The organism is Sphingomonas sp. PvP055, from assembly GCF_040546365.1.
Taxonomy (GTDB): Bacteria; Pseudomonadota; Alphaproteobacteria; order Sphingomonadales; family Sphingomonadaceae; genus Sphingomonas; species Sphingomonas echinoides_A.
Genome location: NZ_JBEPNS010000002.1, coordinates 109,297 through 129,969, shown reverse-complemented (window position 1 = coordinate 129,969; position 20,673 = coordinate 109,297). Strand labels below are relative to the sequence as shown.

Genomic DNA, 20,673 nt, shown 5'->3' with positions numbered 1-20,673 from the left:
CTTTGTTTGTGCCGAACGATTGATTAAGCGCCGGACATGTCTTCCCCGCTGCGATCCGCCAATGCCGTCAACGACGAACATCTCGATCTTGGCAGGCTCGGCGACTTCATCGGCTTCCGGCTGCGCCGTATCCAGAACCAGCTGTCGAGCGCCTTCACCACCGAGAGCGTCGACCATGGCCTGCGCCCCGGTGAATTCTCCGCGCTGGCGCTGATCTCCGCCAACCCCGGCCTGTCGCAGGTCAAGCTGGCGCGCGAGGTCGGGCTCGACAAATCCGCCGCGGTGACGGTGGTCGACGATCTGGAACGGCTCGGTTTCGCCGAGCGGCGCCGCTCGCCCGGCGACCGCCGCCGCCACGCGCTGCACACCACGGCGAGCGGCGAGGCGGCGCTGGAGAAGATGTTCGCCCGCCTCGAAGCGGTCGAGCAGGACGTGCTCAACGCGCTCGGCCCGCACGACCTGCATGTGCTGAGCGCGCTGCTCGACCGCGTGTACGATTCCTGCTTTCGCCGGTAAGCCGTTGCACCGCATGACGTCGCTCGGCGGACGCGGCGCGATCACAGCGACACGATCGCCGAGATCGAGATCAGACGACCGATCGGGTTGGCCAGGGTGGGATCGAACCCGCCGCCGCCGTTCGGGCTCTGCGCGATATTCACGAATGGCGGATCGACGTCGAACAGGTTCGCGACGTCGAGCGCGAGGATAAGCTTGTTCTTCGCGCTGAGGCCACCGTCGAAGCGATGGGCGATGTGGAGATCGAAGGTCGAATAGTCGCTGACCTGCTGCGTCGGGGTCGCGCGGTTGTTGTCGTAGGAATTGGTATAGTTCCAGAACAGCACCGCGCTGGTGCCGCCGCCGTCATAGCCGACCGAGCTGCGCGACCGGAACCGCGGCGGATTGAAGATCGTGTTCAGCGCGTCGGTCAGCGGCGCGCTCGTCGATACGGCCGTCTTGTATTTGGTGAAATAGGTGCCGTTGGTCGCCACGTTGAACCCGCCCAGACGGTAAGCGACCTGGAAATCCAGGCCTTCCGCCATCGTCTTGCCGGCGTTGACGTTCTGCCCGTAGACGAACAGCGTCGGGTTGTTCGGCAGCACGCCGCGCACGGGATAGCCGGCCGCGACGAAGGACTGGATCAAGGCCGTCGCCGCCGCCCCCTGAACGATGCGATCGGCATAGCGGGCGGCGATCGCCGGGGTCTGCAGGATCGACAGATCGGACAGGATGGCGTTGATCTGGCCGGTATAGTCGATGTTGAAGTAATTCACGCTCGCCCGCAGGTTCGGCACCGCGCTCGGCGCGAAGTCCGCGCCCAGCGAGAAGGTGCGCGCCTTTTCCGGGGTCAGCGCATTGCCGGTGGCGAGCCCCGACAGCGTCACGCCCTGGACGATCCCGGCCGGAGTCGAATAATTCTGCACGTACAGCGCGTTCGATGCACCGCGGATCTGCGTCAGGATCGGCGCGCGGAACGACGTGCCGTAGCTGCCGTGCAGTTTGAGCCCGCGCACCGGCTGCCAGTTGATCCCGATCTTGGGGTTCTTGGACGAGCCGACGTCGGAATAGTCGCTGATCCGGCCTGCGAGCGAGATATCCAGCGATTGGAAGCCCGGAATCGCATTGCCGTCGCCGAAGATCGGCAGGCGGATTTCACCGAATACCGACTTGATCGTCCGCGCCGAATAGGCACGCGCCGACGTGACCGCCCCGACGGAGCCCGAATCGAGACCGGTATAGATGCTCTCGCGCAGGATCTCGCCGCCGATCGCGACGCGCAGCTTGCCGCCCGGCAGATCGACCACCGAGCCCGAGAGGTTGAGTTCGCCTTCATGCAGCTCGTTGGTGCCCGGCGCGCCGAACACCGCGTTGAAATTCGAATTGAGGATCGCGGCGCTGTTGTTGCCGAACGGGTTGAGCGCGGTCGCCGGATTGGAGCTCGCCAGCGCGGCCGCGATCGCGGCATTGTTGGCGCCGCGGGTCGACAGGCTGTAGCTCTCGTCGCGGCCATAGGTGTAATCGGCGTCGAGCTGGAAATCGCCGAACGCCTTCCAGTTGAGCCCGACCGTGCCCTCGATATCGTTGGAATAGCCGCTCGACGGGTTGAGCACCTGATTGCCGAAATTGGTCTGCACCGTCTCCGACGTGGCGACCACGCCTGCCGGCAGGACGAAATACGGATTGGTGTTGGGCACCGTCACCGTGCCGGTGGTCGGCGCTGCGGTGAAGATGAACTTGCGCTTGGTGTAGAGGATGTCGCCGGTCACCGTGATGCGCGAGCCGATCGACTGCGTGATCGACCCCATCGCGCTGTCGCGCACCTGCAACGGGATCAGGTCCTGGCCCTTGAGCGTGTCGCACCGGTTGACCGTATTGGCGACGAGGCCGGGCTGCGCATAGGTCACGCCGTTGATGCCGATGTTCGCCGGCCCGCACTGCGTACCGCGGAAATCGCCGCCGCCGCGCGACCGGAGATCGGCCGCATAGAAGGAGCGATCCGCGCCGTTCAACGCGGAATGGCCGGCGTGCTCGTACGACGCCGTGATATTGCCGGTGGCCCAGCTATGCCCGCCGATGATGCCGAGCGAATATTGGTTATAGGCATTGTCGTTCGCCAGCCCATATTGCGTGCGGGCTTCCAGACCATTGAACTTGCGCCTGGTAATCAGGTTGACCACGCCTGCCACAGCGTCGGATCCGTAGATCGCCGAGGCACCGTCGGCGACGACCTCGACCCGCTCGATCGCGATCGTCGGGATCGCGCTCGGGTCGGGCAGGCCGCCCGACGAGCCCGACTGGACGATCCGGTGTCCGTTGAGCAGCGTCAGCGTGGCATAAGGTCCGATGCCGCGGATGTTGAAGCCCGAACTGTAGGTGATGTTGCCGGCGCCGCCCGACGTGTTGCGGCTTCCTTCGCTCACGCCCTGGTTGATGACCTGCGGCAGGTTCTGGACGAGCTGGGTCGTGCTGGTCGCGCCCGTCGCGAGCAGGTCGGTGCGGGTCTGCTCGATCAGCGGGGAGCCGACCGGCGCGACGCCGCGGATGCGGCTGCCCGTCACGACGATGTCGGTGGCCGGGGCCGCGGTGTCGGCGGACGCGGGCGGGAGCGGCGTGCCGCTGCTGCTCGCCTGCGCGCGTGCCGCATCGGTGTCGTCGGGGACCTGCGTCGCAGGGGCGGTCTGCCCGGCGTCGGGCACGGCCTGCGCGCACGCGACGCTGGACCAGGCGAGCGCCGCCAGCGCGACGCCGGTTTGCATGCCCAAGGGAATGAGGCTCTTCGGCTTGCTGTTCATATCGCTCTCCTGCCTGCTTTATTGGACGCCGGTCTCGAACTGGACTGTGGTGGTAAAGGGAATGTCGATGCGCGACGCCGCCGCGCCGCCGTAGAGCATCCAGCGCTTGGTCAGGCCGCTCTTGATCTCCGCCAGGTTGCGCTGGCGCGGATCGGCACCGGCGAGCGCGACGCGCAGGCGATGGTGCGGCTGGACGACATAGGATCGCGGCGACAATTCGAAGGTGAGCGTGACCGGTTCGCCCGGCACCAGCGGTGTCGCGTCGCGCTGCAACCCCGAATGATACGGCAGATCCAGATCGGCGTACGGCGCCTTGGCGAGCTTCCGATGGCTTCCCGCCAGCCGCCCCTGCGCCAGCACGACCGCCTTGCCGCTGGGATCGACGTCCTCGAGATAGGCGAACAGGTCGCCTTCGGGCATGTCCGCCGCGGCCTTGATCGACACGATCGGATACCCTTCGATCGTCGCCGGTGCGGCGAGCGGTGCGGTGGTGAACAGCGCCGCGCGCGCATCGGGCGTATCGGGCCAGAACGGAAAATAGGCGTCGGTCGAGATGTCATACTCGACGCGATAGTCGAACCGCCCTGCGCCCGGCGCGGTGCGCGCCAGCGTTCCGGCGCTCGCCTGCCCGGCCATGCCGAGGAACAGCGTCGTCCGCTTGATCCCGACACCGGGGAGCCGGTTCGATCGGATCAGTGCGCCGCCGCTACCGTCCTGCCGCCACCAGGCGTATTTCGGCTCGGTCTCGATACCGTTGCGCACGCCCTTCAGATATCGGTCGAAGAACGTCTTCTGGATCGCGTTGATGTCGATCTGCTTGGGCATCTCGCAATGGCTGCCCGGCCCGATGATCATCTTGGCGGGCAGATTGGCGGCGGTCCGGATGACCTGTTCGGTCGGCTCGTCGTTCCAGTTACCCCAGACATACCAGGCGACGCCGGGACGCGCCAACGCCGCCTTGTGCGTATAGGGACCGACCTCTTCCCAGAACCGCGTGCCCGTCAGCGCGGACATGCTGTCGCGATACGGGATGCCGTACCACAGCGGTGCCATCGGCGTATTGCCGGCATGCTGGGCCACGGCCTGCTTGAGCAGGGCGCCACCGGCGTCGCCGTCGACCGGCACGCTGGCGTAATCGCCCGTCAGCGGGTCTTCTGGCCGTGTGTTGAACTGGCCGGTGATGCCGCCGCGGCGCACGAATTCATATTTGTCCCAGTCGGTCGCAGCGGAGAAGACCGCCTTGACCGCGGGCGGCTGCGCGCTTGCAACCAGCATTGCCGTGCCGCCGAGATAGGAACAGCCGATCAGCCCGACGTCGCCGGTCGCATAGGGTTGCCGCGCGAGCCACTGGACGATTTCCGCGCCGTCCCTGGCTTCGGTCTGGTCGAGGAACCCGCGCCGCGCGCCGAAGGACGCGCCTTTGCCGCGAATGTCGGCGGTCGCCACAACATAGCCGCTATGGACCAGATCGCGCAGCCCGAAGGTCGGCTGGTCGACCAGTTCGACGAGCTTGCCCTTGTCGACGTAGCGCGCACGATAGGGGGTGAAGGCGAACACCACAGGGGCCTTGGTCGCGAGCGCCGCGCCGTCCTTCGCCGGGCGATAGACGTTCACCGCGATCCGGACGCCGTCGCGCATCGGCAGGTAGAAGGACTGGCGCGCCACGCGGGGATCGGTCGGTGCCGCATCCTGGCCCGGTGCCCCCACCGGGATCAGCAATGCGGCCATGGTGCAACCGGCCGTCAGGCGCCTTTTCAGGCGCCGGCTAATTCGCTGAACCACCACGCATCTCTCCTGCTCGGGCGATCTTCGCGCCTGACAGGAGAGGGATATCGCCTACTGTTGGAATTATCAACTGCTATGATATAAATCTTTAATCAACGGTCGCGACACCGCCGATGCGCGGCGTGGCCGCGCCGTCCAGCGGATGATTTTCGGGTTTTCGGGCGGGCGAGTCGGGGAAACGGGCTCCCCGGGCGGAGCCGCGGCGACCGCGCGGCACGCCCTGCCCGTCCGTCCGTCCGTCGCCGCATCATCGTATGCGTGCTCGGGCGGAATCGCCCGTTTCCTGCTGAAATTGCCTTAAAGTCGGGTGAAAAGCACCACCGGCCCCAGCAGACCGGAGGGTCGCAGCGTGGCATCGGCGCGATAGGTCGGCAGGGTCGTGTAGGTCACTTTCGTCACATTCGGCTGCGCATCGCCGATCAGGCGATTGACCCAGAGGTTGGCAACCCGCACTTCGATCGTGTTCCGCCCGGCCCGGACCGCACTCGCGATATCAACGCGGTACGGCGCCTGCCAGAGCGTCCCGACGCGCACGCCGTTGATCCGCACCTCCGCCACGTCCCCGACGCCGCCCAGATCCAAGAGCAGCGGCGTCGCCCCGCCCGCCCGCCCCAGGTCGAACCCGCTGCGGTACGTCGCAATCCCGGAGAAATAGCGGATCCCGGGATCCGCGTTCCGATCGAGCGGCTGCAGGCTGCGCATCGTCGTCCCGGCAGGTGCGCCGCGCCCCGGCTCGAACGTCACCGACCATGGCGCGTTCAGCGTTGCGACCGGCGTCTCAACGGCTTGCGCGACCGTCTGGCCGTCGAGCGATGTCGGCTTGCGGAACACGACGAAGACCGACTCGTGCGCCCGTAACGTCAGCGGAATCACGGTCGAATCGCCGAATCGTTGCCAGGAGAGCGCCTCGCTTTGACCGGTCTCGGCGTGCCACAGTTCCGGAACCCTGCCGCTGACCGCGAAGCGCGCATCGATCCGCGCGACCCCGCCTTTGCGGTCGTCGACCCAATAGATATCGGCGTCCGCAGTGCGCCGATGCACGAACGCCACCTCGGCGTCGGCGGGTCCGCTGTAGGGGAAATCGGGTGCGATGCCGGCCCGTGCCAGCCCCTGCGCGACGCTGTCCACGGCGATCACGCGACCGGCCCCGACCCGCGTCTCCTGCCCCCCGGCCCACAACCGCCCGACGAGCTTTGCGAACGCTCCGGGGTCGTCGGCAAGGCTCGGGCTGCCGTGCGGCGCCTTGCCGATCACGGTCGCCCCCGCTTCGGCGAGCGCGGCAATGCGGCGCAGGGTCGGCAGCGTCATGCGGCTGGAAGTGCCGCCGAGATAGAGCGCCTTGTAGCGGGCACCGCCTTTCGCGACGATCACCCCGTGTTCGACCGTGACCGCGTCGGTCAGGGCGGCGGCATTGATATAGTCCCAACCCCAGCCCGGCGGCACGTCCGTCAACGGCGAGACCGCGTTGAGCGCGGTGATCGGCGCAAACCGCCAGAAGCGCGGCGTCGTCCTTGGGCTGAGCGTAGATCACGTTCGCCGAGCACAACCCGGCTTGCGCCAAGCCGGGGGCGTAGAGATCGTTCCGGCAGCTTGCCCAAAGCACCGGGGCACGCGTGTTCCGCGCTTCTCGCGCGGCGACACCGGCAAGGAACAGCGTGGCAGCCGCATCATCGACCAGGGAACAGGTGCGTGCGGCGACCTCGTGCAGCGCTCCAGCCCGGAGCCCTCCCCCGTTCAGACGATTGTCCAGGCCGCCAACCCCGAACGGCAGGACGCGGTAATCGGCGAGCGGCATCGCGATGCTTCGCAGATGGGCGATGCTGTGGGGAAGCGAATCGAGGACGGCTGACATGGTGGCTAGACTCTACGTGTTCGCTTTATGTTCCGTTACCGTCGACGCTTGGTCAACGGATTTATGTCGGCCGGATCGAGTCTTTGGGCTTGACCGCAGCCGAGAGCCGGACGGTACGAAGTCGTAACGAATACGAGGTCTACAGCGCGATCTCGAGTACGTTGCCAGTATCGCCGCGCACGATCACGGGCATCGGCACGAAAACTGACGGTACGCACCGCGTGGAACGGTTACACAACAGACCAAAAACAAACCAAGAAGATTTCGCTTTCGTTCTGCCATCGGCTGACTCATAGAATCGAGATGCCGATCCGCCCTGAAAACCGCTGGCTTTACCCGATCGACTGGCGCCAGCTGTCGGACGTGATCCGGTTCGATCGGGCCGGCGCGCGCTGCGAGCACTGCTCGAGGCCGCATATGCGTCGGGTTGCACATCTAGGCGATGGTCGCTGGTGGGATGCCGATGCCGTGTGTTGGCGCTCCGGCCGTGGCAAGCGGATCGCGCTAACGGCTGGCTTCATTCTGGCGTCGGTACGAACGCACCTATGTCGTGCTGGCTTGTGCGCATCTCGATCACGATCCAGGCAACAGCATGCCCGGCAATCTCGCGGCGCTCTGCCAGCGTTGCCATATGATCCACGATGCGGCCGAGCATCGATGGCAGCGCTGGTGGAACGTCTTTCGCCTGCGCGCGATCCGCGACCTGTATGAAGATCCGCGCGTCACGCGAGAGCGCAGCGCGCATTAGAAACCCGGCCGAAGTCTTTGCGTTGGCTCGGGCGCCAGCTCGGCGATCGCCCCCTGCCCGCACCCGGGCTGATACACCTCGACCACGTCATGATTAGCCAGTTTGCGGACCATCAGGTGGGCGCCCGCGACATGCGCATCGTCGAGGAGCATCATTGTATCGGCGCTCGGCACGGCTAAGGTCCGGCCAGATCCACTAGGGAGAGTAAGTAGCATGAACATCGGTGAACTGGCGAAGGGCGTCGCTGGGACGACAGGCACGAGCGAGGCAGAAGCCAAGGCCGCAATCGCCGCCGTGTTCGACCAGATCGCAAGCGCGGCCGCAAAAGGCGAAGAAGTATCGATCGCCGGCTTCGGCAAGTTCTCGGTCAAGGATCGTCCCGAGCGCCAGGGCCGCAATCCGTCGACCGGCGAGGCGATGACGATCGCTGCATCGAAGAAGGTCTCGTTCACGCCCGCCAAGGGTCTGAAGGACAAGCTCTAAGGCCAGAGTGCCGGCGGGCGGAGCTTGCCGGCACCGAAAGGGTGCTCGGATGTGCAATCGATACAGGCTGACCGCGAAGCAGGCGGAGATCGCCGCTACATTCGGCATCCGCCCGCCTTACGAGCCCGACGAGACGTATCCGGTCCCCGACATCTTTCCAACGGGCAAGAAGACGCCGTTCTACGGGCAAGTGGTCATCCAGGACGGCGCCGACCGGAAGATCGAGCGGATGGAGTGGGGTGTACCGACGCAGGTGCCGAGCAAGCGCGATCCAGCGATCAAGCTCACCAAGTACGTGACCAACGTGCGCAATCTCAGTTCGAGCTTCTGGCGGTCGATGCTGACAACGCCGGGGCGTCGTTGCCTGGTGCCGGTGACGGCGTTCTCCGAGTTCGGAATCGCGCCTGGCGAGGACGGAAAGAAGCCGCTGCACTGGTTCGACGTGCCTAGCCGCCCGATTTTTGCCTTTGCCGGAATCTGGCGACCGACCGAGCGCGGGAATGCCTATGGGTTCTTGACCACCGAGCCGAATGCGATCGTCGCGCCGATCCATCCAAAGGCGATGCCGGTGGTCCTTCACGACGACGATTATGATCGCTGGCTATCGGCACCATGGGACGATCTGAAGGGGCTCGTCGCCCCCTACCCTTCCCAGTTGATGCGGCTCGGCTGACACGCCCATGATCCGCGTAATTCAGCTGCCGCAGTTGCGGTTTCATGCGCTCCGCTGGTGCGCGCGCCAGGCGTCGTTCCAGTCGTCATGATTCTCGGGCACGCGGCTGATGAGCTCGCGCCCGTTCGCTGTCAGGTGATCGCGTGCCTTTTCCAACAGGCGGTCGGCCGCGCGGCCTCGGTCACCGTAAACGATCACCCGGCGGACCTTCTCCGGGATCGCGACGAAGGCTAGCCGTTCGACACCGCCCAGCGCCCACGTCGGCGTCCCGAACCATTCAGTCGCCGACCGAGCGTCCTCGATCCCTTCGGCGAGGCCCAGCTCGTCGGTCGCAGGCGCAAGCCGGATTGCTGCTGTGCCGAGCAGTCCGAGCGCAACCTTCGGTTTTGGGATGGGCTTGCGCAGCACATCGACAGGATCGAGGAAGGTTCGCTGGACGGCAACCAGTCCGAGGTCGTTTTCGACCGCGGCGATCATCGCGGGCATCACGCGTCTGTCGGCACCGGAGCCGAATATGGTCGCCGGGTTGAAGCGCAAGGCCTTGGGATAGGGCGCGGAGAGGCCGCGAGCGACGAGATAGGCTTCGGCGAGCGTGCCCGCGACCGGCACGCTGGCATTCCAGAGACGCAGGGCGAGTGCACCCATGTCGCGCTTCGGCTTGCCCTCCGGCATTGCCACCGCAGAACGGTCATGGAGCTTTTGGCGCTGAAGCGCCTTCAGCACCTCGAGCGCTGTACAGCCGGCAAAACAGTGGAAGAGGATCGCCGAATCGCCGAGGCGGACGGACAGGCTGGGTGAGCCATCGTCATGGGCCGGGCAGCGGCATTCGCCGCGAGTGCCGCGCCACACCCCGCCGAGCTGTTCGACGATGTTCTTGGCTCGGATTTCGGCATCGAGCGGTAGTCTCGTCATCGGCCACGTCCTGTGAAGTTGGTCGGTTTCGGTCACTTTAGCCTTCGGAAAATATCACCGAAGGCGCAGGCGGCATCCTCCACTCTGGATGGTCGGCATGAGAAGGTGGGCCGCGCGCGGCGCGACGATCTCTTTCGTCCGGGGTGACAACCAAGCGAGGATCGTCACCCGACCGGGTTGGAACGGCCACGCTGGCTCGACCGCAACGCGGCGGAGGTGGAGCCGTGCCGCCAACCCACTCCCGCCCCCAATCAGCTATGCTCGGCTTCGGCCTTGGTCAGGATCGAGAAGGTGTCGGCGATCAGCTCGGTGCGGTAGGAAACCTCGTTGCCTTCGCCGTGGTTGCTCTCGCGGACCCGGCCGGTGACATGCACCAGATCACCCTTCCCGGCTGCTTCGACTTGGGGTCCGACATTGGAGAAGCACACGACGCTGTTCCACAGCGTGTCGGTCTTCCAGTCGTCGCCGTCGCGCCGGTTATAATTGGCGGCGACGCTCACATAGGTGACCTTCTCGCGCGCCGTGATTTTGCCGATGCGACCGATGATCCGGAACTCGGCAATATTCTGTGGCATGATGTCCTCCTTCGTTGATGTTCGGATCGGATCCGGCGGGCCTGTGCGAGCCTAGTCGCGCTCCTCTTGCCGGTGCGCAAAGTGGTAGCGCGCCACATTCTCGGGCGTCGCGTATGTGTCATAGGCCTTCGTCCAGTCGCGCCGGATGGTCCTGCTGCGCCGTCCGAAGTGGCACGCGGCGCTCGCAAACCAATCGCCACAAGACATAGGCCAAGGCATTCTTGTCGGCCGCGTTCGCCTGGCCGCGCCGGGGCTGGAGCCATAGATCACGCAGGTCGAGCGGCGCACCGCCAAGCGAGATCGGGATCAGATGGTCGAGTTCGTAATCGGCGAAGGACTCGCCTGGATGCTGCGCGTCCATCAATCGCCGTTTGACGGGCGCGGTAACCGCGAAGGAGGGGCGGACCGATCGCGCATAGCCGGGTCGGCAGATCGTCGTGCCGATGTTCGCCTGAGTGATAGAGGGATCGACGGCCCCTGGCGTATCGCGGGGCGGCAGGATGCTGGTTCGGTCCACCCGCAAGAAGGGATTGCGGAGCGCCGTCGATAGGCCGGAAACGGCATCGCAGAAGTCATGGGTCGCAGCGACGCTGCAGGCCGAAACCTCAACGCGCCTGCCAGCCCGCTTGTCGTCGAACGGCCGATACCAGAAGCCGATGGCGATCAAGAGCGCCAACCCGCCTGATATAGCTTGCAGCTTCAAGAGCGCATGGCCCGTATATCCACCGTCGTCCCAGTCACCTCGAAACCACTCGACAACTGCATCAGCTAGGTGCTGGCCTAGCTGACAATTGCCTAAGGCCGTTTGAAACACATCTCCTATGGTCATGGTGCAATACCGTGCCTCTAGTCGCAATAGATTATGCCGTATCACTCCATAATCGCGGCTGGATCGCTCCAGATGTGTTGTTGTTTGCCTTCTGCTTCAGGCTTAACCTTTTGATGTCGACGTCCTGTAGTCGCTGACATCTGCTTGGGTTCAATTCAGCATTGGTGCATTGATGTGCTTCCGGCGAGTATCGTAGCGAAGGCAATTCAACTCTGTGCCGCCGGGCTAGCCGGGGCCGGAACGCCATCTCCCGCGTCGCTCGCAGTCTTCGTGCGTTCGGGTGCGGTCCTCGCTCGGCAGCCGGTCAACGCAGCTGACGCAGAGGCGACGGTGCGTGATCTGATCGCGTTGGGCGCGGACTTCGAGGCGGGGCCGCTGGCGATCCGCGGCCGTGATTTCGCGACTTACGGTATCACGCCGGCAACGGTTTTTGATGCCTGCGCGCTCTCGCATATCGACGACGACCGGTCTTCTATCGGCTCCGTGGGCGCGCTCTCGGCGTCGAACGTCGCAGCCCTCGTTCGTGGTGCCTTTGGCTCGCGGATCACCGATACGATCCGCCCAATGAACGCAAGCTACGGCGCGCGGTATAGCTGGCACAAGTTCGGCCAGGCGGTCGATTTCGTTCCCGCAGGCGGCGTCCACGCGATCGACCGCGAGAAGATCCGGGCCCTCATGGCACAGAGCGGTATCCGTATCATCGAGCTGCTCGGGCCGGGGGATCGCGGTCACTCGAACCACTGGCATGTGGCGTTCGCGCGACCCGGACAGGTCATCGACCGGACCCGACCGATCGAAGGCGACGAGGACTGGATCATCACCGTCGCACAGGGCGACGCGCCGTCCCCACCGACGCCCGCCGGAGTTGAGGCGGCCCCCGCACCGACCGCGCCGGCCTCGGCCCTCGCCCTTGCCGCCAATGCACCGGCGCAGTGGGACGTGTTCGCAACCGAAGAGTGGCGCGCAACGCATGGAGGTGGCTCATGATCCGATATCTGATGACCAAGCTGGGCGGCACTACTGGCGCCATCGCGCTTTGCGGGGCCGGCGTCGTAGCGGTCGCGGCCCCACAACCCGCCTACGCGTCGGACTGGGGGTGTCAGGTGGTCCTCTGCCTCGCGACACCAGGTTCGCCGACGAAATATGTCGAGTGCGTCCCGCCGATCACGAAACTCTGGAACGCCCTCGATATCGGCGGCTCGTTCCCGACCTGCACCGGGGTCGGCGTCAAGATGAAAAAGGCCAAGCACGGCTACGACCTGACCGTGACGCAGGCCGATGGCGGAACGTCGCGGTACGCGCTCGACACCCGCTACCAGACGGTGACGCAGCAATGATCCACGCCATCGCCGCGATCGCCATGCTTGCGCAGCAATGCGCGCCTGAGATCGCGACCGAGGCGGTTGTTCCCCTCGTCGTGACCGAAAGCGGCGGCGACGATCTGGCGATCAATATCAACAAGGGGCCGCGTGTCCGCGCCGCGTCGATCGCCGACGGTGCCGCGCTGGTGCGGCGGTACATGGCGGCCGGCTATACGGTCGATGTCGGGTTGGCTCAGGTGAACTCCGCCAATTTCGCGCGATTGGGTGTCACCGTCGAGCAGGCCTTCGATCCTTGTACGAACCTGCGGCTCGCATCCTCGATGCTGCGGGCGGGATATGGCCTCGCGATCCAGCATTATACGGGGCTGGACGCGATCTCCGCGACCTATTCGCTCTACAACACCGGCACGCTGACACGCGGTTTCCGCAATGGTTATGTCGGTCGCGTTTGGTCGGGCGCGAGCGGCATGGGGACGATCCAGACACCCCCGCCCATCCCGGGCTCGGCGTCCGCGGCGGTTCCGACGGCGATACCGGCCAAGCCAGCGGTCGGCAACGATAGCTGGGTGGTGGGGCAGATCGCTTCCAGCGCGGTCCAGGTCTTCGAATGAGCGCGGATAACAGCGTTGCGCGGGGCGGCCTCGACGCGGAGACGCAAGCCGGACAGGCGGCTTTCCAGATTCCGCCTGAGCTGGCGACACGTTATCAGGTGCGGATCATCGAGCCGTCCGACGGCAGCGAGCGCCGCGTTGGCATGTTCCTGCCGACGGATCGTGAGAACCCGTCGATCGAGATTGCCGGCGATCGCATCATTGCTCGAAACGAGTATCCAGAGACCGTCTCGGCTCTGGTCACGATCGCCAAGCACAATGGCTGGGCGGGGATCGACGTCGAAGGTTCGCCTGAGTTTCGTCAGGCCGTGTGGACGGCGGCGTCGCGCGAAGGCCTGACCGTGCGCGGCTATGAGCCGAGCTTCGACGAACAGGCGCGAATGGAAGAGCTGCGTCGCGCCGATGCTGCACGACGCGACCGTGAGGTGGCGGAGACGCCGGCGCCGACTGTCGAACCCGTCGCTCCGACGGCGGCTGTCGGGGCGACGGAGGCGACAGTCCTCGCGCCGTCGGCCGACGCGGAGAGGGAGGGCGCGCCTCGGCCGTTGCCAAGCGGAAGCAGCACCGGATTGTCCGACGCAGACAAGCGCCTCCTGTTGACGGTGAGCGTCCACACGCAGGATCGCAAGGCGCTCTACGCGTCCGTCAGCGAGGACATGGAGCCCTTGCGGAGGGATGTTCAGGCCGAACGTATCGATCTGAACAGGGGTGCGCTGAACGGGGCGCTGGAGCGGGCCTTGGAAAGCCCGACGCTGGTCAGCGCCTTCTCAAGGTCCGGTTATGAACCCGACGGTCTGCGCCAGATGGCGCGCGACGGCGCGTGGGACGGCGAGGTCGCCGATGCGATCTACATCGTCCGCTCCGGGCTCAACCGGCACGAAGTCGCCCGCGAAGCCGGTGTGAACGTGCCGCCCGGCGGCGCGCTCGCCGCCACGCCCGAAGACCGCCTGGCCGGCGAAGCGACGGCTGCGCCCGAGCGACAGCCCGAACAGGAACCCCATATCGTTCGGGAGGAGCGCCTTCATCAGGCCGCGCCTGAGCGACGTCACGAAAATGACGAACTGGCCGAACTGTTCCTTCATGGCGGGGCGGAGCGTATTGCCGCCGAGCCGCGGCTCGCCAACGCGCTACAGGCGCAGGCGGCGATGGATCAGCACCTTGGTGCGGCGTTCGATGGCGACGCGGAACGGATGACGTCCGCGAGCTTGGAGAGCCGCCACATGATCTCGGACGTGCTGCGGCGCGGCCTGGATGTTTCGGTCCGCGAGCCGACGCCTGTTCGGCAGGTCGAGCCGATCCGCCCCACCCACGATCTCGAGAGGTAAACCCCAAGCCATGGAGACCCGTATGAAGTTCACTCAAGGCATGGGCCGGATGTTGTCCGACGCCCGCGCGCGGCAGGTCATCGGCTTTGTCGGTGCGCTCGCCCTCATTTCGATCGCCCAGCCGGCCTTTGCCGATGGAACAGCGATCGAAGGTGGTCTCAACACTATCAAGGGATGGATGACCACCGTCGCGTCCGTGGTCGGCGTCATCGCCGTCATGGCGGTCGGCTATGCCAAGCTGACCGGCCGGATGGACTGGGGAAAAGCGGTCACGGTGCTGATCGGCATCGGCATCATCTTTTCGGCCACGACGATCGTCGGCTGGATGAGCAGCTCGGGTGGCTGACGGGGAGAGGCTCGCCGAGGATAAGGTGTTCCTCGCCCTGACCAGGCCATCGGTATTCATGGGACTGCCGCTCGAGGCGATCCTGCCGATCATCATGGTCTGCATGGTGATCTGGGGGATTTTCCACAATCCGTTCTACCCCCTGGCCTTGTTCGGCGCGCTCTACTTCCCGGCGCGCATGATCTGTCACTACGACTTCAATGCGTTCCGGCTGTGGGGCCTGTGGTTCCAGACCGGCTTTCTATCCAAGAACCGCAAGTTCTGGGGGGGCGGGAGCTACTCTCCCGTTCGCCTCGCCAAAGGCGTGAAGCGGAAGCATTTCGGCAATGACTGATTCCAGGCTCAAGCATAAGAAGATCGCGGTTCGCGAGACGGATGACATCAAGTTCATTCCCTACACGCGGCACGTCGATGACACGCTGGTTGCTCTCGAAGACGGCTCGCTCATGCGCATGTACCGCGTCGATGGGCGGCCGTTCGAGACCAGCGACATCGGCGACCTCAACACCTGGCATAACAAGCTCAACATCGCGTGGCGCTCGATCGGTGACGATCGCGTTGCGCTGTGGACCCATCTCGTGCGCACCGCGACCGATCCCGTTCTCGGCGGCGACTTCCACTCCGACTTCGCGCGAACCTTGCAGGAGAAATACGCCGACACGCTGAAGGAGAAGGTCCTCTACCACAACGAGTTCTACGTCACGATCATCGTCCGGCCGTCGAGCATGGCCGGCGAGCAGGTGACGCGGCTTTTCTCCAGGCGCAAAGCCAACGCCGAGATCGACGATCGCGCGCTCACGATCATGGCGGACAAGTGCCGCGACTTCGAAACGCTGCTCGCTGATGTCGCACCGGAGCCGCTCTCGCTGTATGAGCACAACGGCATCCTTTTTTCACGACCGATGGAGGTGCTGCACTTCATCCTGACCGCCGACCGCATCCGCGTGCCGCTGCTCGACGGCAGGCTGGGCCAAGCCCTGTATACCTCACGGGTCGTATTCGGTCGCGAGGCGGCCGAAATCCGGCTGCCGCACACGTCGCATTTCCTCGGAATGTTCGGCGTGCGCGAGTATGTCGCCAGCACGCGGACAGGTCAGTTCAACAGCCTGCTCACGCTCGACTTCCCGTTCGTGCTGACCCAGAGTTTCGCGCCGTTGGTGAAGTCGGTCGCGAGCGAGCGGTTCACCAAAAAATACAAGCAAATGGTCTCCTCGGACGATGCCGGCGTCAGCCAGGCGGAGGAACTGCTCGACGGCGTCGACGATCTCATGGCGAACCGCTTCGCCATGGGCGAGCATCACCTCTCGATCGCGGTAATCGACGAGAACCCGAAGCGGCTGCTGGAACGCTTGTCGATCGCACGATCGGCAGCGGCCGATACAGGCATGGTGATGGCGCGCGAGGACGTCGCGCTGGAGGCCGCCTTCTGGGCGCAGCTTCCCGGTAATTTCAGGATGCGCGCGCGCCCCGCGGTCATCAACACGCGCAATTTCGCAGGCTTGAGCCCGTTCTACACCTTCCCGGCAGGCCGCAAGTCTGGAAACCACTGGGGCGACGCGGTAACGTTGCTCAAGACGCGCGCGGGCTCGTCCTTCTGGTTCAATTTCCACCGGACCGACATCGGCCACACGCTAATCATCGGGCCAACGGGTGGCGGCAAAACGGTGCTGCAGAACTTCCTGCAAGCGCAGCTCGAAAAGACCGGCGCAAAACAGGTGTTCTTCGACAAGGACCGCGGTGCCGAGATCTTCGTGCGCGCCTGTGGCGGCACCTATCTGGCGCTGCGCGACGGCGAGCCCACCGGCTTCGCGCCGTTGAAGGGTCTCACCCCGTCTCCGCACGACATCGCGTTTCTGCGGCAGTTCATTCGTGTCCTGGTACGCCGGGACAACCGGCCGCTCAGCGTCGCGGAAGAGCGACTGATCGACGAGGGTATCGAGGCGGTGATGCGGCTGCCAGCGCCGTCGCGCTCCTTCAGCGCCCTGCGCGAGATGCTCGGCTACGCCGATGCCGAGGGCATCGGCGCCCGGCTGGAGCGCTGGTGTCTGGGCGGCCCGCTCGGCTGGGCCTTTGACGGTCCCCAGGACGAAGTGTCGATGTCGGCGCGGTTCATCGGCTTCGACATGACGGACTTCCTGGAGAACCCTGAGATCCGCACTCCCACGATGTTGTACCTCTTCCACCGTGTTGACGAGTTGCTGGACGGGCAGCGTGTCGTGGTCGACGTCGACGAGTTCTGGAAGGCGCTTCAGGACGAGGCCTTTCGGGCGTTCGCGCAGGACGGTCTCAAGACCTTCCGTAAGCGCAACGCCTTCATGGTATTTGGCACGCAGTCCCCGGCCGATGCGCTGCGCTCGCCGATCGCGCACTCGATCATCGAGCAGACCGCAACCAAGATCCTGCTTCCAAACTCGGACGCCAAGCGATCGGATTATTGCGACGGGCTCGGCCTGACGGATGCGGAGTATCGGCTGATCCGTGAAGACCTGACGCCGGAGAGCCGGACCTTTCTGGTCAAGCAAGGGCATACCTCGATCGTTGCGAAGCTCGATCTCGGCGGGATGCCCAATGAGCTGAAAGTGCTTTCTGGCCGCGAGGAAACCCTCGTCGCCATGGAGGAGGCCATTGCCCTGGCGGGCAACGATCCTGCGGCGTGGCTGCCGCATTTCTATGCCAACCAAAGGAGAAGCTGACATGTCGCTCAAGCGCATCATCTTGGTTGTAGCCGCGCCGGTCGCGATCGTCGCGTTTACGTCGCCGGCCGCTGCACAGGGCATCCCTGTGTTCGACACCTCTACCTATGTGCAAGCGCTCGCCCAGGTCCAGAACACGATCAAAATGATCCAGCAGGGCGAGCAGCAGATCCAGACGGCGACGACAACGCTCAGCTCGCTTCAGAAGCTGACCAACGTCAACGCGCTCGCCCCGCAATTGCTCAACGCGCAGGTGCGCAACATCCTGCCCAACACGACAATCGACGCCTCGACGTTGCTCAGTGGCGACCTGTCGAAGATTGGTTCGCTCGGTTCGCTCGCATCAAGCATCCAGTCTCGTTACGCGCTGCCGGCAACGTCGTCCTCCGACGCAGACCTAGCCTACAACCAGGCGCTCAAGGATGCGACCAGCTCATCGGCCGCCACGGCCGCGCTGGGCGAGAATACGCTCAGCATCGCCCAGACCCGGATGCAAGGCCTCGACCAGCTCCGCGAGCAACTGTCGTATGCCAAAGATCCCAAGGACGTGATGGACCTCCAAGCCCGAATCTCGGTCGAACAGGCACAGCTGCAAAACGATATGCTCAAGATGCAGGCGATCCAGATGGCGCAGGCCGGTCAGGCGAACATGCAGATCAGCGCAGCGCAAGTGGCGGCCGGTCGCGATGAAGCAGCATTCTTCAGTGCCAACACGATCAGGAAGTGATCATGCGCAAGATACTATCCCTCTGCTCGTTGCTCGTCGTCTGCGGATGCCAACAGAACGTCGTGGTGCCTACCGCCAAGGAGCTGATCGCCAGTCCTCAACTCCTCTCGCAGTGGCAGGCGAAGTGCGATGCGGGGGAGTACAGCCATCTCCCTGCGGATCAGAAGGCCAAGATGTGCGCGACGACCGGAGACGCGACCATCTCGGTCGCTCAGACCAAGGCCGGCAACGAAGAGGCGGACTTCTTCAAACAGAACACGATCCGCAAGAAGTAGATTTAATCGCTGCGCCTTGAATCGCCGAAGATCGGAACCTTACTCAATGGCTGCCGGCCCACCCAACATCATGACGCTGTTCACGACGATGTATTCGTATGTGGAGACCGCCATAGCGACCTCGGTTGCGAGCTTCGGGGCGGGGCTCGTCAGTTTCGTTGCAGCGCCTTTGGCCCTGGCGGCGATCATCTACTTCCTGTTGCTCGGCTTTGCCGTGCTACGAGGGGCTATCCAGGCTCCACTTCGCGAGCTTGTATTCCAAGCCGGCAAGGTCGGGTTCGCCCTCGCGGCTGCCAGTGCGGTTGGCTATTCGGCGTTTGTGGTGAACGTGGTCACCAACTTGCCGAGCGAAATCATCGCGGCTGGATCGGGCACGCCCGTCACCAACCCGGGAACCACCTTCGATACCTATGTCGCCGATACCGGCAAGCTCTCGGAAAAGTTGGTCAATGCGAACCTGAAAGTTCAATCGCAAGAGCAAAAGGGCATCACAGACTTTCGCACACCCGTGATCCAGCTCAGCGCCACCCTGATCACCTATCTGTGCGTTGCCGTCCTCTACATCTTCGCGTTTATGTCGGCGTCGATCGGCTTTTGCATCGTCATTTTTGCCAAACTGTCGGTTGCGATCTGCGTCGCGCTCGCGCCGCTTGCGCTGGCGTGTCTGCTTTTCAACTCCTCCCGCTGGCTATTCGACGGCTGGCTAAAGCAGACCGTCAATTTCATCCTGCTGATGGTCGTCATGGCGATCATGACCAAGTTCATCACCGGCCTCCAGGAAGCCGCCATGGACGGCATCATGGGATCGATCCCCGAAGACGGCTCCTCCTTCGTCATGGCGCAGAACGGCTACATCGTTCTGAAAGCTGCCGTAATGCTCGTAGCGACGATCGCCTGCGCGGCGATCTACATCGTCGGCACGATCTTCTTCTTTCAATCGCCGGCCATCGCCGCGGGTATCTCGGGGGGTGCGTCCTCTGGCGGCCATGGCTTCCTGCAGACCGGGGCGAACATGCTGACCAACCGGCTGATGTTCCGGCGCGCGACGCAGGCGAACCGTCCCCCGCCAGGAGGGGGCGCCACGGGCGGCTCGGCCTCTCGGTCCACTTGAGGGCCGCTGGCGCGTCCAAGACCATGAACCACGGAACCGCCGGGCGCGGGACCTTACGAACGGAGACGTCATGAAAAGGCTGACCATCGTGGCGATCGGCACGCTTGTGCTTGGCGGCTGCACCGGGACTCATATCAGACCTGTCTCGGTGTGCGACGGCAAACACCGGCGTCCCGCCAACCTCTACAGGTCGATCCTGCCGAGCTTGCCGGTGCCACTGCCGGCGTCACAGCAGGGCGCAGGGCAGTCGATGGTGGCGCCGCCATCACGCGAGCTAGCACCGGCGCCTCTTCCCGCACCGACCCCTACGCCCGGTGCCGGAGGTACGCCTGCCGCCCCAATCGGACCTGGGGCCATGAATATCCCGCGATCGGCGCCACGCACGTCCGCGCAGGACGTCGCGCCGACCTACTCCTCCTGCTGAAGGGATCGACGCCATGGGCGCGGTGAAGGCCGAAGATAAAGAGAAATACTACGAGACATCGAGGACGTGGGAATATGACCGTATGCGTGCGGCGATCCAGTCCAAGCGGCTCGCCTGGGGCGTTGCGGCGGCTGCGTGCACGCTCGCTGTGGCGTCAGTTGCGGCAGTCGCGATGCTTAGCCCGCTGAAGACCGTCGAGCCCTATGTCATCAGGGTCGACAAGAGCTCGGGCGAGACGCAGGTCGTGACCGCGCTCAAGGGGCCGCAGCCGCGCACCTATGAGGATGCGGTCAACCGCTACTTCATCTCGCAATATGTGCGGTTGCGCGAAGGCTGGCTCAACGATGCCGCGCGCGAGAACGCCTATACGGTCATGCTCACCAGCGATTCCGCCGAGAGCGCTCGTTACCTGAACAGCGTTCAGGCCAACAACAAGAACGCGCCTTCCAACATTTACGGCGGCAAGGGCTTCGTCTCGATCTCGATCCGGACGATCAGTTTCCTCAGTCCTACCGTGGCGCAGGTCCGCTTCACGAAGATCATCACCTTCGGGCAGAACACGCCGATCGCGCAAAATTGGAACGCGATACTGACCTTCAGATACACGACGGCGCCGGAGCATGAGAAAGATCGGAATCTCAATCCGCTCGGCTTCCAGGTCGTGAACTATCGTTCAGACCCGGAGGCGTGAC

General features: G+C 64.6%; 23 protein-coding genes. 16 read left to right on the top strand and 7 right to left on the bottom strand.

Annotation, left to right across the window (positions count from 1 at the left end; all coding sequences use genetic code 11):
• Positions 1-36: 36 nt before the first annotated feature.
• A complete protein-coding gene (locus tag ABIC16_RS19350; protein ID WP_354292489.1) occupies positions 37-516 on the top strand; it encodes a MarR family winged helix-turn-helix transcriptional regulator in 480 nt (159 codons plus the stop codon).
• 41 nt (positions 517-557) lie between these two features.
• Here ABIC16_RS19350 and ABIC16_RS19345 read toward each other — a convergent pair whose 3' ends face one another.
• The 3 genes from ABIC16_RS19345 to ABIC16_RS19335 form a co-directional block, all read right to left on the bottom strand.
• Complete coding sequence (locus tag ABIC16_RS19345) at positions 558-3,290, bottom strand: TonB-dependent receptor plug domain-containing protein (protein WP_354292488.1); 2,733 nt, start codon at positions 3,288-3,290, stop codon at positions 558-560.
• A gap of 18 nt (positions 3,291-3,308) precedes the next feature.
• A complete protein-coding gene (locus tag ABIC16_RS19340; RefSeq protein ID WP_354292487.1) occupies positions 3,309-5,018 on the bottom strand; it encodes a CocE/NonD family hydrolase in 1,710 nt (569 codons plus the stop codon).
• A gap of 354 nt (positions 5,019-5,372) precedes the next feature.
• On the bottom strand, positions 5,373-6,518 hold the full coding sequence (locus ABIC16_RS19335; protein WP_354292587.1) for a glycosyl hydrolase: 1,146 nt from the start codon (positions 6,516-6,518) through the stop codon (positions 5,373-5,375).
• Positions 6,519-6,540: 22 nt separating this feature from the next.
• Between ABIC16_RS19335 and ABIC16_RS19330 the strand changes: the two genes are divergently transcribed.
• Positions 6,541-6,924, top strand: a complete 384-nt coding sequence (locus ABIC16_RS19330) for a hypothetical protein (protein ID WP_354292486.1) — start codon at positions 6,541-6,543, stop codon at positions 6,922-6,924.
• A 553-nt stretch (positions 6,925-7,477) separates the two neighbouring features.
• Positions 7,478-7,675 (top strand): hypothetical protein, encoded by a 198-nt coding sequence (locus tag ABIC16_RS19325; protein WP_354292485.1) that lies wholly within the window; start codon positions 7,478-7,480, stop codon positions 7,673-7,675.
• On the opposite strand, the gene ABIC16_RS19320 is transcribed toward ABIC16_RS19325, so the two are convergent.
• Positions 7,672-7,830 (bottom strand): hypothetical protein, encoded by a 159-nt coding sequence (locus ABIC16_RS19320; protein ID WP_354292484.1) that lies wholly within the window; start codon positions 7,828-7,830, stop codon positions 7,672-7,674. The genes ABIC16_RS19325 and ABIC16_RS19320 overlap by 4 nt on opposite strands.
• A gap of 58 nt (positions 7,831-7,888) precedes the next feature.
• Between ABIC16_RS19320 and ABIC16_RS19315 the strand changes: the two genes are divergently transcribed.
• On the top strand, positions 7,889-8,158 hold the full coding sequence (locus tag ABIC16_RS19315; RefSeq protein WP_037533376.1) for an HU family DNA-binding protein: 270 nt from the start codon (positions 7,889-7,891) through the stop codon (positions 8,156-8,158).
• 49 nt (positions 8,159-8,207) lie between these two features.
• Entirely contained in the window at positions 8,208-8,831 is a 624-nt protein-coding gene (locus ABIC16_RS19310; protein WP_354292483.1) for an SOS response-associated peptidase, read from the top strand.
• Positions 8,832-8,873: 42 nt separating this feature from the next.
• On the opposite strand, the gene ABIC16_RS19305 is transcribed toward ABIC16_RS19310, so the two are convergent.
• From ABIC16_RS19305 to ABIC16_RS19295, 3 genes are all read right to left on the bottom strand, one after another.
• Positions 8,874-9,743, bottom strand: coding sequence for a DUF7146 domain-containing protein (locus ABIC16_RS19305; RefSeq protein WP_354292586.1), 870 nt, complete (start codon positions 9,741-9,743; stop codon positions 8,874-8,876).
• A gap of 251 nt (positions 9,744-9,994) precedes the next feature.
• On the bottom strand, positions 9,995-10,318 hold the full coding sequence (locus tag ABIC16_RS19300) for a single-stranded DNA-binding protein (RefSeq protein WP_037533373.1): 324 nt from the start codon (positions 10,316-10,318) through the stop codon (positions 9,995-9,997).
• Between the two features lie 118 nt (positions 10,319-10,436).
• Positions 10,437-11,147, bottom strand: coding sequence for a hypothetical protein (locus tag ABIC16_RS19295; RefSeq protein WP_354292482.1), 711 nt, complete (start codon positions 11,145-11,147; stop codon positions 10,437-10,439).
• A gap of 270 nt (positions 11,148-11,417) precedes the next feature.
• Between ABIC16_RS19295 and ABIC16_RS19290 the strand changes: the two genes are divergently transcribed.
• The 11 genes from ABIC16_RS19290 to ABIC16_RS19240 all read left to right on the top strand — a co-directional run bounded on the left by ABIC16_RS19290 (position 11,418) and on the right by ABIC16_RS19240 (position 20,672).
• A complete protein-coding gene (locus ABIC16_RS19290) occupies positions 11,418-12,134 on the top strand; it encodes a lysozyme family protein (RefSeq protein ID WP_354292481.1) in 717 nt (238 codons plus the stop codon).
• The gene (locus ABIC16_RS19285; protein ID WP_354292480.1) at positions 12,131-12,484 is read left to right on the top strand and encodes a hypothetical protein; all 354 of its coding nucleotides are present in this window, start codon (positions 12,131-12,133) and stop codon (positions 12,482-12,484) included. Before ABIC16_RS19290 ends, ABIC16_RS19285 begins: the two co-directional genes overlap by 4 nt.
• Positions 12,481-13,080, top strand: a complete 600-nt coding sequence (locus tag ABIC16_RS19280; RefSeq protein ID WP_354292479.1) for a lytic transglycosylase domain-containing protein — start codon at positions 12,481-12,483, stop codon at positions 13,078-13,080. Before ABIC16_RS19285 ends, ABIC16_RS19280 begins: the two co-directional genes overlap by 4 nt.
• Positions 13,077-14,405: an LPD7 domain-containing protein gene (locus tag ABIC16_RS19275; RefSeq protein ID WP_354292478.1), complete on the top strand. Its 1,329-nt coding sequence runs from the start codon at positions 13,077-13,079 to the stop codon at positions 14,403-14,405. The genes ABIC16_RS19280 and ABIC16_RS19275 overlap by 4 nt, the downstream gene beginning before the upstream one ends.
• Positions 14,406-14,427: 22 nt before the next feature.
• Complete coding sequence (locus ABIC16_RS19270; RefSeq protein WP_354292477.1) at positions 14,428-14,751, top strand: TrbC/VirB2 family protein; 324 nt, start codon at positions 14,428-14,430, stop codon at positions 14,749-14,751.
• Positions 14,744-15,085: a VirB3 family type IV secretion system protein gene (locus ABIC16_RS19265; RefSeq protein WP_354292476.1), complete on the top strand. Its 342-nt coding sequence runs from the start codon at positions 14,744-14,746 to the stop codon at positions 15,083-15,085. Before ABIC16_RS19270 ends, ABIC16_RS19265 begins: the two co-directional genes overlap by 8 nt.
• Positions 15,078-17,444: a VirB4 family type IV secretion/conjugal transfer ATPase gene (locus tag ABIC16_RS19260; RefSeq protein ID WP_354292475.1), complete on the top strand. Its 2,367-nt coding sequence runs from the start codon at positions 15,078-15,080 to the stop codon at positions 17,442-17,444. Before ABIC16_RS19265 ends, ABIC16_RS19260 begins: the two co-directional genes overlap by 8 nt.
• Before the next feature lies 1 nt (position 17,445).
• A complete protein-coding gene (locus ABIC16_RS19255) occupies positions 17,446-18,171 on the top strand; it encodes a TrbJ/VirB5 family protein (protein ID WP_354292474.1) in 726 nt (241 codons plus the stop codon).
• Positions 18,172-18,173: 2 nt separating this feature from the next.
• Positions 18,174-18,446, top strand: a complete 273-nt coding sequence (locus ABIC16_RS19250) for a hypothetical protein (RefSeq protein ID WP_037533493.1) — start codon at positions 18,174-18,176, stop codon at positions 18,444-18,446.
• Positions 18,447-18,516: 70 nt separating this feature from the next.
• Positions 18,517-19,557, top strand: a complete 1,041-nt coding sequence (locus ABIC16_RS19245; protein WP_209570608.1) for a TrbL/VirB6 family protein — start codon at positions 18,517-18,519, stop codon at positions 19,555-19,557.
• A 437-nt stretch (positions 19,558-19,994) separates the two neighbouring features.
• Positions 19,995-20,672 (top strand): VirB8 family type IV secretion system protein, encoded by a 678-nt coding sequence (locus ABIC16_RS19240; RefSeq protein ID WP_354292473.1) that lies wholly within the window; start codon positions 19,995-19,997, stop codon positions 20,670-20,672.
• Position 20,673 lies beyond the last annotated feature (1 nt).